General features: G+C 67.3%; 13 protein-coding genes. 5 read left to right on the forward strand and 8 right to left on the reverse strand.

The features are described 5' to 3' along the window. Positions 1-33 precede the first annotated feature (33 nt). The gene (locus LL236_RS08430; protein ID WP_228178303.1) at positions 34-1,530 is read right to left on the reverse strand and encodes an aldehyde dehydrogenase family protein; all 1,497 of its coding nucleotides are present in this window, start codon (positions 1,528-1,530) and stop codon (positions 34-36) included. Positions 1,531-1,857: 327 nt separating this feature from the next. On the opposite strand from LL236_RS08430, the gene LL236_RS08435 reads away from it, so the two are divergent. Continuing rightward, the gene (locus tag LL236_RS08435) at positions 1,858-2,634 is read left to right on the forward strand and encodes an aldehyde dehydrogenase family protein (protein WP_228178304.1); all 777 of its coding nucleotides are present in this window, start codon (positions 1,858-1,860) and stop codon (positions 2,632-2,634) included. On the opposite strand, the gene LL236_RS08440 is transcribed toward LL236_RS08435, so the two are convergent. Further along, the gene (locus tag LL236_RS08440) at positions 2,567-3,235 is read right to left on the reverse strand and encodes an acyl-CoA dehydrogenase family protein (protein WP_308017250.1); all 669 of its coding nucleotides are present in this window, start codon (positions 3,233-3,235) and stop codon (positions 2,567-2,569) included. The two genes, LL236_RS08435 and LL236_RS08440, sit on opposite strands and share 68 nt — an antisense overlap. A gap of 79 nt (positions 3,236-3,314) precedes the next feature. On the opposite strand from LL236_RS08440, the gene LL236_RS08445 reads away from it, so the two are divergent. Then, positions 3,315-3,815: a MarR family winged helix-turn-helix transcriptional regulator gene (locus LL236_RS08445; RefSeq protein ID WP_228178305.1), complete on the forward strand. Its 501-nt coding sequence runs from the start codon at positions 3,315-3,317 to the stop codon at positions 3,813-3,815. Positions 3,816-3,830: 15 nt separating this feature from the next. Here the strand turns inward: LL236_RS08445 and LL236_RS08450 are convergent, their stop codons facing one another. Next, the gene (locus LL236_RS08450; protein ID WP_228178306.1) at positions 3,831-5,006 is read right to left on the reverse strand and encodes a 4-hydroxybenzoate 3-monooxygenase; all 1,176 of its coding nucleotides are present in this window, start codon (positions 5,004-5,006) and stop codon (positions 3,831-3,833) included. Between the two features lie 94 nt (positions 5,007-5,100). Continuing rightward, positions 5,101-5,853: an IclR family transcriptional regulator gene (locus tag LL236_RS08455; RefSeq protein WP_228178307.1), complete on the reverse strand. Its 753-nt coding sequence runs from the start codon at positions 5,851-5,853 to the stop codon at positions 5,101-5,103. A gap of 109 nt (positions 5,854-5,962) precedes the next feature. Between LL236_RS08455 and LL236_RS08460 the strand changes: the two genes are divergently transcribed. Next, on the forward strand, positions 5,963-6,877 hold the full coding sequence (locus LL236_RS08460) for an NADP-dependent oxidoreductase (RefSeq protein ID WP_228178308.1): 915 nt from the start codon (positions 5,963-5,965) through the stop codon (positions 6,875-6,877). A gap of 110 nt (positions 6,878-6,987) precedes the next feature. Here the strand turns inward: LL236_RS08460 and LL236_RS08465 are convergent, their stop codons facing one another. The 4 genes from LL236_RS08465 to LL236_RS08480 all read right to left on the reverse strand — a co-directional run bounded on the left by LL236_RS08465 (position 6,988) and on the right by LL236_RS08480 (position 11,466). Continuing rightward, the gene (locus LL236_RS08465) at positions 6,988-7,698 is read right to left on the reverse strand and encodes a Pr6Pr family membrane protein (RefSeq protein ID WP_228178309.1); all 711 of its coding nucleotides are present in this window, start codon (positions 7,696-7,698) and stop codon (positions 6,988-6,990) included. A gap of 96 nt (positions 7,699-7,794) precedes the next feature. Then, positions 7,795-9,171: an NADP-dependent succinic semialdehyde dehydrogenase gene (locus tag LL236_RS08470; RefSeq protein WP_228178310.1), complete on the reverse strand. Its 1,377-nt coding sequence runs from the start codon at positions 9,169-9,171 to the stop codon at positions 7,795-7,797. A gap of 86 nt (positions 9,172-9,257) precedes the next feature. Further along, the gene (gene purU / locus LL236_RS08475) at positions 9,258-10,136 is read right to left on the reverse strand and encodes a formyltetrahydrofolate deformylase (RefSeq protein ID WP_228178311.1); all 879 of its coding nucleotides are present in this window, start codon (positions 10,134-10,136) and stop codon (positions 9,258-9,260) included. 22 nt (positions 10,137-10,158) lie between these two features. Continuing rightward, complete coding sequence (locus LL236_RS08480; protein ID WP_228178312.1) at positions 10,159-11,466, reverse strand: peptide synthetase; 1,308 nt, start codon at positions 11,464-11,466, stop codon at positions 10,159-10,161. Positions 11,467-11,519: 53 nt separating this feature from the next. On the opposite strand from LL236_RS08480, the gene LL236_RS08485 reads away from it, so the two are divergent. Next, positions 11,520-12,353: an alpha/beta fold hydrolase gene (locus LL236_RS08485; RefSeq protein ID WP_228178313.1), complete on the forward strand. Its 834-nt coding sequence runs from the start codon at positions 11,520-11,522 to the stop codon at positions 12,351-12,353. After that, positions 12,350-13,060 (forward strand): GNAT family N-acetyltransferase, encoded by a 711-nt coding sequence (locus LL236_RS08490; RefSeq protein ID WP_228178314.1) that lies wholly within the window; start codon positions 12,350-12,352, stop codon positions 13,058-13,060. The genes LL236_RS08485 and LL236_RS08490 overlap by 4 nt, the downstream gene beginning before the upstream one ends. The last annotated feature ends 176 nt before the right edge of the window (positions 13,061-13,236 follow it).

The following is a 13,236-nucleotide window of genomic DNA, read 5'->3' on the forward strand; positions in this document are numbered from 1 at the left end:
AATCTGCCCGACCCCGATCGTGTGAGGTGCTTCTTAGTGCGCCATCGCCGCGAGGGCTTCGGGGTCGATGGTTGCGATCGAGCGGGTGTCCTGGAACGCACGGATGCCTTCGATACCCTGCTCGCGACCGATGCCGGACTGCTTCATGCCGCCGAACGGAGCACGCAGGTCGAGGCGGGTGGCGCCGTGGTCGTTGACCCAGACGTATCCGCACTCGAGCGCGCCTCCCACCCGCTGAGCAGCTTCGGGGCTTCCCGTCCACACCGACCCGCACAGGCCTGCCCAGGTGTCGTTGGCCAGGCGGATGGCGTCTTCTTCGGAGTCGAAGGGGATGATCGGGATGACGGGGCCGAACTGCTCCATGGTGACAACGCGCAGGTTCGGGTCGGGGTCTACCACGATCGCCGGGCGCATGAAGTTGCCGCCCGCGAGCTCCCCACCGGGCAGCTCGCCGAACTCGCGCACGTCGGCGCCGGCATCCTTGGCCTCCTGGATGAGTTCCTCCACGAACGCTTTCTGCGCCGACGAGTGGAGCGGGCCCATCGTGGTCCCCTCATCGAGGCCGTACCCGATGACTGCCTTGCTCAGGCGGTCGGACAGACCGTTCACGACCTCGTCGAGGCGCGAGCGGTGCACGTAGACGCGCTTGGCGTTCATGCAGATCTGGCCGGTGGTGTCGTAGATCGCGGCGTACAGGCGGTCAAGGTGGGTGTCGTCGATGACAGCGTCTTCGAGGAAGATCGCCGCGTCGTTGCCGCCCAGTTCCAGGGTGACCCGAGTGAGCGTCTTCGAGGCCATCTCCATCATCCGCTTGCCGCCGTTCACCGATCCGGTGAAGCAAACCTTTGCGATGTCGGTGTTCTGAATCAGGCCCGACATGTTCTCGTCCTTGCCGGTGACGATGTTCAGCACCCCGGGCGGGAGCTTCTCTGCTACGCGCTGCACGAGCTTGGCGGTGGCAAGCGGCGCGGTCAGCGGCGGCTTGACGATCGCCGTGTTCCCGGCCAGCAGCGCGTGCGGAAGGGCTGCGCCCAGGATCGCGATCGGCCAGTTGAACGGGACGATGATCGTGGTCACACCCAGCGGCTGGTACGACACCTTCGTGTCGACGGGGATCGCGCCGGGCACCGCGGGGAGGGTGTGGTCGGTGTCGACCTCGTCGGCGAGCATGAGAGCAAGGTTCCAGCGGATCTCGAACACGAGTGCGTCGACCCACGCCTCGAAGCGGACCTTGCCGTTCTCTTGCGAGAGGATCGCCGCGTCCTCGTCACGGTCATCCGCGATACCGGCGATCGCCTCGGCCATCAGGCGTGCGCGCTCTTTCGCGCCCAGAGCCGCCCACGCCGGAAAAGCCTCTTTCGCGGCAGCAACCGCGTCGGCGACGTCCTGCGTCGAAGCGGACGCGGCCTCGCCGACAACCGCGCCCGGCTTTCCCGGGTCCGCGATCTTCAGCGTCTCGTCGGTGAACCGTTCGGTTCCCCCGATGAACAGACCGGTCCGTACACCAGCCTGCGTCAACGTGTCAGACATCCTGCACCTCTCTGTGTGTTGTCTTCCTGATTTCGGATGCCGTAGCACCCTCCCCGCGCCGGGCGGCGCGAGTCCATTGTGCAGCGCCGTCGTGGCGTTGGTAACCGTCTTCGGACAATTCGGATGCCGCGGGAGACGTCCGACCATGCCGTGCACCCAATCACCAGGATGACGCTTCAACGAGTTTAGGTGCATTCCTGTTTACTTGTAAATGAGTTTGTGTTAGCGTCACTGCGTCGCCCCGGCTGAGCCGGTGGCCACCCGAACGAGAGTCGATGATGACCCCCGCGGTCCGTCGCTCTCCTGTCATCGATGAGGAGGCATGTGATGGGTCGAACGTCCCCTGTAGCGCAGGAGCGTCGGAGCGTCGAGGAACTCGAGGATCTCGCTTTCGAGCTTCGTCAGAAGCTCCTGAACCTGTGCGGTACGTACGAGGGAGCAGTGCACATCGGCGGTGATCTGTCCTCTGCCGACATCTTCACCGTGCTGTTCGAGTACGGACTTAATGTCGACCCCACCAACCTCGCCAATCCGACCCGCGATCGGTTCGTCCTCAGCAAGGGTCACGCCGCTGTCGCGATGTACATCGCGATGGCGATCGATGAGGTACAGCGCGATCGGGTACACGCCCTGGTGATGGATGCCGTCGCAAGCGGCGCCGAGCTGCGCGCGGGCGGCACCTACGAGGACCTGTTCTACCGACCGACAGTGCTCGCGAACACGCCCGCAGAAGCGCCCGCCTACTGCGAAGAAGTCTTCGGACCCGTCGCGTCGGTGGTGAAGTTCTCGACCGACGAGGAGGCCGTGGCGCTCGCGTCGGCGACCGACTACGGCCTGTCCCTCGGCATCGTCACCAAGGACGCGCTCGCGGGGTGGGACCTCGCACAGCAGATCCCGACCGGGATCGTGCACATCAACGATCAGACCGTGAACGACGAGGCCAACACGCCCTTCGGCGGAACCGGAGCATCCGGCACGGGCTCACGCCACGGAGGTGCCCAGGCCAACATCGATGCCTTAACCGAGACTCGGTGGATCACGATGCGCCGAGAGCCGTATCCTGTGCGCCCAGGCCGATCTTCTTCAGGGGGCCGCTGCGGGTGAACCCGGGCATCCCGTCCTCAACGACGAGGAGGCTGAATCCGTCTCGACCGGCGTCGGCATCCGTTCGAGCGACGACGATCACGAAATCGGCGAGGAGACCGTTGGAGATGAAGGTCTTCGCTCCGTTGAGCACGAAGTCGTCACCGTCGGGTCGTGCGGTAGTCGCGATGGATGCCAGGTCTGAGCCGGTTCCGGGCTCTGTCATCGCGATAGCGCCGATCTTCTCGCCAGCCACCAGGGGAGTGAGCCACCTGTCGTTCTGCTCGTCGGAGCCGAAGGCGATGAGGTAGGGCGCGATGAGGTCATTGATGCCGCACAGCGACATCGACACCGCTGTCGCGCCGGCGGTAGCGAGCTCCTCGATCATGATCGCGTTGTAGCGGAAATCGTCGACGTCCCCGCCTCCGTTGCTAGCCGGGGCCGAGATTCCGAGCAGTCCGGTCTCGCCAGCCTTCGCGAAGAGGGTCCGATCGACGCGTCCGGCTTCTGTCCAGGCATCCAGGTGGGGCGACACCTCGCGCTGGACGAACCGGCGAACGGTGTCTCGGAAGTCGGCGTGAGACTCGTCGAAGATCGTGCGGGGTACGGCGACGCTGCTCATGGTGAGGATTGTGGCTGCGTCCTCAAATGATTGTCAAGTTCAACGATTGTGTTCGGCAGCGAATTGCTACAATCGCCGGGTGTCCACCGCAAACGATCAGGCACGAGCGGCAGAGCCCCTTGCCCGCTCGGAGAGATTGTGGCGCACACCGGTTGTGGACGACCTGGCATTTCTGCTGGCTCGCGCTAATGCGGTGTCGGTTTCGCGGGTGAATGCGGCGCTTCAGGCTGTCGATCTGCGGGTTCGCGCGTACTCGGTGCTGGCCATTGCCGCCAACAACGCCCGTCCCTCCCAGCGCGAGCTCTCGGAGTTTCTGCGGCTCGATCCGAGTCAGATCGTCGCTCTCATCGACGAGCTCCAGTCTCGCGGGCTCGTCGAGCGCGAGCCCGACCCCAATGACCGGCGCGCCAACGTCGTCGTAGCGACGCCGGCTGGCCGGGACCTGCTCGCCCGGGCCCAGGAGCTTGCGCGCGAGGTCGAGAGCGAGATGTTCGGTGCTCTCGACGGCTCCGAGCGCGAGGCGCTCGCGCACGCGCTGCGCGTGATGGCGGGAGCGGTCGAGGTTACTCCCGACCGCTGAGTGGCGCCCGGCTCCTTACGCGAACTGCCAGCCCGTGTAGGCCTCCGCGAGGTAGGTCTGGCCTGCTTCGGACTCGACGACCGAACGCAGTTCGCCGATCTGGCGGCGGCGATCGAAGTCGGATGCCTCGGGAGTCAGGTGCAGCATGCTCGTCATCCACCAGGAGAAGTGCTGAGCCTTCCAGATGCGCTGCAGGGCCGTCTCGGCGTAAGAATCCAGCAGGCGCTCGTCGCCGTCGTTGAGCAGCGCTCCGAGTGCCCGGTCGAGCAGTACGACGTCGGCGACGGCGAGGTTCATGCCCTTGGCTCCCGTCGGCGGAACGGTGTGGGCGGCATCCCCGACAAGGGCCGCGCGTCCGCGCCGCAGTTCGTAAGCGACGAAGCTGCGGAACCGCAGCACGTCCCGCTGGAAGATGGGCCCCTCCTGCAGCGTCGTGCCGGGAACGCACGATTGCAGGGTCTCCCAGATCTCGGCCTCGCTCATCGCGTTCGGATCGGTCTCCGGATCGCACTGGAAGTACATCCGCTGCACGGTGGCGCTGCGCTGGCTGATGAGAGCGAAGCCGCTCGGGGAGTTGCTGTAGATCAGCTCTTCCGAGCTTGGTGGCGCTTCGCACAGGATGCCGAACCAGGCGAACGGATACTCGCGGAAGTATCCGCCGGTCGACGATCCGGTGACGGCGGCGCGGACCAGGCTGCGGGAGCCGTCACCGCCCACGATGAAGTCGGCCTCAATCTCCAGCGGCGAGCCGTCAGGGTTCGTCGCGAACACGCGGGGTCGATCGGTCTCGATGTCTTCGACACGGTCGACGGTGACACCGAACCGAAGATCCTGCCCGGCAGCCAGGCGTACCGCGATCAGGTCGATGAGCACCTCGTGCTGCGGGAAGAGCCAGACACTGCGACCCGTGAGCGCGGGGAAGTCGATCCGATGCCCCTCGCCCTGGAACCGAAGCTCGATGCCGTCGTGGCGGTTTCCGACAGACTTCACGCGCGGGGAGGCGCCGGTCTCGTCGAGGAGCTGCACGGTGGGGTATTCCAGGATGCCGGCGCGGATCGTCTTCTCGATCTCCTCGCGGGTGCGCTGATCGAGCACGATCGAGTCGATGCCTCGGGCGGCAAGAAGGTGTGACAGCAGCAGCCCGGCGGGGCCGGCGCCGACAATGGCAACCTGAGTGCGGACGGTGGACATGGCGTCTCCTTCGACGGATGCGGGTCTTCGCCGAGTCTGCAACATCAGACCGGTTCGAACCGGCACTTTCCCATTGAACGGGACCAGATCGCGGTCAGAGTCGCTGGCGTCGAAGATCGCTCTCGATCGCTGCGACTGCATCCCGCAGCGCGGCGACTGCCGGCGTCGGGTCGGCATCCCGGGGAAGCACGACGGATAACGCGGCCACGACTTCGCCTTCGTGGCGAAGCGGAACCGCCACACCCGTGGACACTGACTGAATCGATCCGGGCGCGATAGCCACACCGTCGCGTCGGATCCCCGCAATCACGCGCTCGAGTGTCCGCGGGTCGGTGATGGTCTCGCCTGATACGGCGCGCAACGGGCCGCCCAGAACGCTCGCGCGCACCGCCGCCGGCGCGTAGGCGAGCAGGACGAGGCCCGACGACGAGGCGTGCAGCGGAAGCCGACCAGCGATGCGGGTGATGTTGGCACCGGCATCCGGATGCGAGAGACGTTCGATGAACAGCGCTTCATCCTTCTCGCGTACGGCGAGCTGCGTGTGCTCGCGGATCGTCGTTTGCACCGCCTCCATGTGAGGGAGGGCCGCCGTTCGCAGGCGTAGTGCCGAGGATCCGCGCAGGGCGAGTTCCCACAGGCGCATGCCCAGGCGGATCTGCGCATCCTCGTCCCGATCGAGCAGGCCGGCCGAAACGAGGTCATCCACGATGCGGTGGGCGCTGGAGGACGGGAGCCCCGACCGTCGACCGATCTCGGATGCCGACTGCACGGTCCGTTCGGACGTGAAGGTCTCCAGGACGCGCACGATGCGCTCTGTCATCGAGTCACCGGTGGGCGAGTTCGCCATGGCGACAGCTTGGCATGTGCCGATCGACCACGCAGCCGTCGAGTTTTCCCTGCGGATTCATATCGCCCTGCTCGGTCCGCATCGGCGCCCGCCTCGCTACGCTCGAGGTATGACCCGCGCAGCGATGTACAACGAAGTCGGAGGACCCGAGGTCCTGTTCGTGACCGAGGTCGAAGACCCTTCGCCGGGCGCACGGAAGGTGCTGGTCGCCGTCGAAGCTGCCGGGCTGAACCCCTACGACGCGAAGGCTCGCGGCGGATTCATCCCCTCGGACGCCCCGTTTCCGCGACGCATCGGTGGCGACTTCGCCGGCACCGTCATCGCGGTCGGCGAGGGGGCCGCCTATGCGGACGGGACGCCGGTCTCTGTCGGGGATGCCGTCATGGGCCGCGCCGCGGGCGCGATCGCCGATCAGGTGGTCGCGAACGCGGCAGAGATCGCACGGCGGCCCGAGGGGCTTGCGGTCGAGGTCGCCGGTGGGCTGCATGTTGCCGGCCTGACCGCGGTGTCGTGTTTGGCAACCGTCCCGGTCGACGAGGACGATGTCGTGCTGGTCGGTGGCGCGAGCGGCGCCGTCGGACTGGTGGCCTCGCAGCTCGCGATCGCACGCGGAGCGCGAGTGATCGGGTCGGCATCCGTCGCCAACCACGACTTCTTGCGATCGCTCGGCGTCGAGCCGGTCGAGTACGGCGACGGACTCGCCGACAGGGTGCGCGAACTCGGCGAGATCACGGCCGTCATGGATTGCCACGGCCGCGACGCGCTCGATGCCGGGGTCGCTCTGGGCGTTCCCGCCGACCGGATGGTCGCGATCGCCGCCTACGCGGCCCTCGACGAACTGGGCGTACACAATGTCGAGCGGGAGGCCCGCACGCCGGAGAACCTGCGGGCCCTCGGCGAAGACATCGCCGCCGGCAGGATCGTCTTCCCGGTTGTGGCTACGTACCCGCTGGACGACGTGGTGGCGGCATTCCAGGCGCTCGAGTCCTCGCACGACCCCGGCAAGATCGTCGTCCTTCCCTGACGGATGCGCCGAGCCCCTGCGGTTCGTTTGCCGCAAACTGTGCGCTCGGCATCCGTCGGGCGGCGTGTTGCGGCAAGCGAACCGGGCACACGTAGCCGGGGTGAACACCCTCAGTGGTCCGTGACCTCACTCGGCGCGCTCGCGGTAGATGGCGGTGCGGCGGGATCGATGGATGGTGCCGTCAGCCGGCGCGAGACGAACCCCGACAGACGGTCGAGAGCCACGACCGCAAGGGAGATCACCGCGAGCATCACCACGACCCGTAAGAGCGCCAGGAGCATTCCGTCGACGCCGTTGAGCGTCGGATCGAGGAACGGGTAGGGGTAGCGCACGTTGATCTCCGGCAGAAGCGCACCGCGCGCGATCATCACCACGCCATAGCCGATCGGGTAGAGCAGCCACAGCAGCGTGTCGCGCCAGCGGACGATGCCATGCGGCCCGAAGAGTGCCCAGTCCAGGAGGACGAGCCCCGGCGCCACGTAGTGCAGCAGGAAGAGCCCCCAGTTGTCGATCGCGAGCGCTGGGTCCGCGACGACGAGGCCGGGCAGCGGGCTCTCGCCCCGGTTGTTCAAGATGTGCGAGATCAGCGCCGTTGTCAGGAGCCAAAATGTGACGGCACCCCGAAGACGCGGCGCCGGAGGAGCGCTCGTGCGTCGCTGGATCGTCACAACCAGCGTCGTTACGACGTAGGCCAGCGCGATGATGCTGCTTTGACTCGTGAAGTACGGGAGCAGGCGCTCGCCGAGGAGCAGGCCTGTCGCGAGCGCCGCCACGATGGCGCCGCGGAGGATGAGTGGTCCCATGTGGTCGCGGCGATTCATGCGGGCTCTCTTCATCGAGTGCAGGCTTCTCGTATGCCGCAAATTGTGCGCTCGGCATCCGTCGGGCGGCGTGTTGCGGCAAACGAACGCGGGCGGCTAGGCGCGCCAGACTGTCTTCAGATTCATGAACTCTCGGATGCCTGCTGCGGCAAGCTCGCGGCCAACGCCCGAGTTCTTGATTCCGCCGAACGGCAGCTCCGGATGCGAGACTGTCATGCCGTTGACGAAGACGGCACCCGCTTCGAGGCGGTCGATGAACCAGTCGATCTCGTCGTCGTCGGAGCTCCACAGCGAGGATGACAGACCGAACGTCGTCGCGTTGGCGATCTCGACGGCCTCCTCGCGAGAGTCGACCCGGTAGACGGTAGCCACGGGGCCGAACGCCTCCTCCTGGAACAGGCGCATGTCCCGCGTGATGCCGGCGAGGACGGTCGGCGGGTAGAACCAGCCCGGGCGGTCGGGAACGGAGCCTCCCGTCAGCACCTGTGCGCCGCGCTCGATCGCATCGCCAACGAGTTCGGCAAGCTCATCCCGACCGCTCTCGGTCGCGACGGGGCCGACATCGGTTCCGTCCTCCAGAGGGTCGCCCACGCGCAGAGCCGCCGTCTTCTGCACGAAACGCCCCACGAAGTCGTCGTAGACGTCAGTGTGGACGATGAACCGCTTGGCAGCGATACACGACTGCCCGTTGTTCTGGTTTCGGGCGGTGACAGCGACGGATGCCGCAGCATCGAGGTCCGCCGTCGGCATCACGACGAACGGATCCGAGCCACCGAGCTCGAGCACGACGTGCTTGACCTCGCTGCCCGCGATGGAAGCGAGCGAGCGACCGGCGGGCTCCGAACCGGTCAGGGTCGCGGCCACGACCCGCGAGTCGCGGAGGACCCGCTCGACTCCGGATGCCGGGATGAGCAGCGTGTGGAAGGAGCCGACCGGGAATCCGGCGCGCTCGAAGAGAGTGTCAAGGTAGAGCGCGGAACGCGGAACGTTAGAGGCGTGCTTCAGTAGCCCCGTGTTGCCGGCCATGAGCGCCGGGGCAGCGAAGCGCATCACCTGCCACAGCGGGTAATTCCAGGGCATGACCGCAAGCACGACGCCCAGCGGTGCCCAGCGGGTCCCGGCGGCCGAGGCCTTCACCGACGAGGGGTCGGCAAGCTCCTCTGTGGCCAGGAAGTCCTCGGCGTTGTCGGCGTAGAACCGGCATCCGCGAGCGCACTTGAGCACCTCGGCTCGCGACTGGGCGAGGGGACGCCCCATCTCGATCGTGATGGTGCGCGCCATCTCGTCGACGTCAGCTTCCAGCAGCTCGGCAGCCTTGCGCATCCATCCGGCGCGCTCGGCGAACGTCGTATCGCGCAGCGCGACGAACGCCGACTGTGCGGCGGCAATGCGGCGCTCGACCTCGGCCTCATCGTGAGGCTCGAAGGTTTCGATGACTTCGCCGGTCGCAGGATTTGTCACTGCAATGGCCATGAGCTGCCTCTTCCTCGAGATAGGGGACTCCGCGAGCCTATCCGGCGCTTCGGTGTCGCGACAATGTGCCCCGTGGGGCCGAGCGGTCAGAAGACGATGGTGTGGTTTCCGTGACGGATGACGCGATCTTGCGCGTGCCAGAGCACGGCGCGCGAGAGCACTGCACGTTCCACGTCAGCGCCACGTCGTTCGAGGTCTGCAGCAGTGTCGGCGTGCGTGACCCGCACGATGTCTTGCTCGATGATCGGCCCCTCGTCGAGGTCGGTGGTGACGTAGTGCGAGGTCGCTCCGATGAGCTTCACGCCGCGGGTCTTCGCCTGGCGGTAGGGCTGGGCGCCGACGAACGCTGGAAGGAACGAGTGGTGAATGTTGATCACGGGCACCCGCACGCTCTCGAGGAACTCGCCGCTCAGGATCTGCATGTAGCGGGCGAGAACCACGAAGTCGGCATCCGCGTCAGCCAGCACCTCGAGGATGCGGGCTTCACTGGCGCTCTTGTCGGGCCCGGCGACCGAAGGCACGTGCACGAAGGGGATGCCGAAACCGGTGACATCAGCCTCGGCATCCGTGTGGTTCGAGATGACGACCGGGATCTCCACCGGCAGATCGCCGCGACGATGACGCCACAGGAGGTCGAGCAGACAGTGGTCCTGCTTCGAGGCGAGGATCGCCATCCGCTTCGGAACCGACTGGTCGGTGATCGCCCACTGCAGATCGAACCCGTCGCCCAGGGTCGTGGCAAGGTCGTTTTCGATCGCGGGCAGCGCCTCGCGCAGGCCTGGCCGGTGGAAGACGACGCGCTGGAAGTAGGCGCCGCCGGCAGGGTTGTCGGAGTACTGGTCGAATTGCACGATGTTCGCGCCCTGCCGCGTGATCAGCGCCGAGACCGCCGCCACGATGCCGGGGGAGTCCGTGCCATGGACGATGAGGCAGGCGTGATCGACGGGAAGCTGTGCGGCGGGCATGGATCGATTCTGCCCGAACCGCTCAGTCGCCGATCGTCTCGCGCAGTCCGGAGTGGACGGCATCCAGCCAGGCGCCGACGTTTCGGCGGGCCTCCGGGGTGTCGGGGTAGCGGCAGCGCAGGTGCAGGCCTGTCTCGTTCGCGATGAACCAGATCATGACGCCGTCGGTGCGCACCACCGCCGACACGTATTGGATGTCGCGGAGCCTGCCCGGCGCGATCGGGAGCCGCCCCGTATCCAGCCACGAGACCGCGAACATCCCGGGGGTTGCCGGCATGCCGCCGTAGGGAGCAAGGATCGGACCAAGCGGATGCGACCCAAGGCCGATCGCTTCCTTCACGGCGCGGGCGCACGCCCGGGGCGACGGGTCGGATGACTCGATCACGGCGTTCGTGATGAACCATCCGACCGAGTCGTGCCACTGCGGATCGTGCCGGCTGTGCACGGGGAACACCGCGCGCAGCGGCTGGTCACCCATCGCGAGGCTCACGCGCGTCATGACCGATACCGCGATAGCGATAGCGCGGACCCCCGCGGCGGCGGCGCGCTCGCAGAAGGCCTCGAACTCGGAGCCGTCGAAGACGTCGCGAACATCGACGATCTCCGATCGCGCCGCGGCGACGTCGCCCAACGTCAGGGGGAACAGCGGCATCTGGCCGCCCTCGGCATCCAGGATCTCCGCCCATCGGGTCGTGATCGCTTCGGGCGCGGGAGCGCGGGCCGCAAGCTCTGCGGAGTGCTCGGCGAACGCTCGCGGTGCAGGCAGCGCCCCACCCGGCGTGCGATCCTCCCGCTCGTCGTCGACGACCTCAGCGAGATCCCGCGCGAGTACGAGAAGCGACCACATGTCGACGTGTGCGTGATCGGAGGCGATCACGATCGTCGGGTCGGCCCCGCCACCGGGTTCGATAAGGCACAGCCGGTGGGAGGGGGTGGCGAAGGGCCGGCATCCGTCGTCGAGCACTTCGCGCAGCACTTCGCGTGTCAGCCGCTCGGGCGGTGCCGGATGCGTCACCCACCGTCCGACGCCCAGTCGCGCCGGTCGTACCCGCACGGTTCCGACATCGTCCCGATCGAACACGGTACTGAGGGTGCCGTGCCTGTCGACGACGGTGGCCCACGCGTCAGCGATCTCGTCGGGGGCTGCCGGTGTGCGGAGGCGAAACGAGATCGCCATCCATGACCCGGGTCGATCTCCTTCGGAGACGTGCCGACCCTGGTCGAATGACAGCGTCAGCGGCTCCGTGTCGGGCAGAACCTCGGCGGGAAACACGAGGCTGCGGACTCGGCCTGGGGGCAGCGTCATTCGGGCGACGTTCGTCAAGCGCATCGCGCGTAGTCTAGGCGGCAACCGTTTCGCACAGAGGACGCCCGGGAGGGCACGTGAGCACGCTGCGGATTCGAGGCGCCACACTCGACTTCGATGTGACCGGTGATGACGGTCCGCTGGTCGTCCAATTGCACGGTCTGATGTCCAGCCGCAGCCGAGACAGCCACCTCGGTCTTGACCTCGGCCGGGCCCTTCGGGATCACCGCATCCTCCGCATCGACGCGCGCGGCCACGGTGGCTCGACGGGGACCGAGGATCCGCTCGACTACCGGTGGGACAACCTCGCCGACGACCTCCTGGCGGTGCTGGATGCCGTCGCTCCCGGTGAAGCGGTTCACGGCGTGGGGCCATCGATGGGGACCGGCACGATGCTGCACGCCGCACTCAAGGATCCGGTCCGCTTCGCGAGCTTGACCCTCATGGTTCCGCCGACGGCATGGGGTACCCGCCGCGCGCAGGCCGAGGTCTACCGAACGAACGCGGAGCTCATCGAACGCCACGGTGTCGAGGCTTTCGTGAAGCTCGGTTCCACCACGCCCGTCCCGCCGGCCCTCGCGGATGCTCCCGAGTCGCTTCCCGCGGTCGACGAGACACTCCTCCCGACGGTGCTGCGGGGAGCTGCGGCAGCTGACCTGCCGCCGAAGGAGGAGCTCGCGCGCATCGATGTGCCGACGCTGATCCTGGCGTGGACGGGTGACCCGACGCATCCGCTTCGCACCGCGACACGTCTCAACGAGCTTCTGCCGAACAGCCGCCTCATCGTTGCCCGCACGCCCTACGGGGTCATGGCCTGGCCGGGACTGTTCGCCGAACACGTCATCACGGCGGGGGTCGAACTCACCGCGACCGGCTCGATTCCCGTCGTCCGCGAACCGAGGGCCTCATGAGCGACACCGAATCGGCCCGGCTCAGCATCCGCGAGCTCGACACCGTGGCAGAGGTTTTCGAAGCCTCCGCGGTGCTGTCGGAGGTGTGGGGAGGGGACCGCACCGGCATGCCGCCGAACCTGCTGCGCGCCCTCGCCCATTCGGGCAACTACGCGGTCGGGTTCTTCGCGGACGAGCGGATGGTCGGGGCATCCGTCGCCTTCTTCGCCGAACCCGCAGCCCGATCCATGCACTCGCACATCACCGGCATCCTGCCGAGCGCCCAGGGTCAGGGTTTCGGACGGATGCTGAAGCAGCACCAGCGTGAGTGGGGGCTGCGCCGCGGCATCGGGCACGTGACGTGGACCTTCGATCCGCTCGTGTCGCGCAACGCCCACTTCAACCTGGCCGTGCTGGGCGCGCGCGTCACCGAGTACCTCGTGGACCACTACGGCGCGATGGATGACGGGGTCAACCGCGGCGATGAATCGGATCGGCTCATGGTGTCGTGGGCCCTGGCCGCGCCGCCGGTTCCCACCCCCACGGATGCCGAGGTCCGGGCATCCGTCGCGATTCCCCGCGACATCGAGTCGCTCCGGCGCCGCGAACCCGCTGCCGCTGCCATCGAGCGACGGCGCGTCCGCGACGCCCTGCTCACCCACGTGAACGCGGGCCGCCGCATCGGTGGGTTCGACGAGCATCGGGGCTATCTCATCGTCGACGCCTGAGTCGTGCGGGCCGGTTTCGGTCGCGCCTTCGTGTGGGGTGTGGGTTGGGTGACCCGCAATATGGCGCGACTGAACGATGGTGGCCTCCATTTCGGTCGCGCCGAACTGCGGGTGCCGGGTCGGTTGGCCCGCAATATGGCGCGACTGAACGATCTGGCCTAACGAGGATTAGCCTG

It is taken from the genome of Microbacterium schleiferi, from assembly GCF_020781975.1.
Classification (GTDB): domain Bacteria; phylum Actinomycetota; class Actinomycetes; order Actinomycetales; family Microbacteriaceae; genus Microbacterium.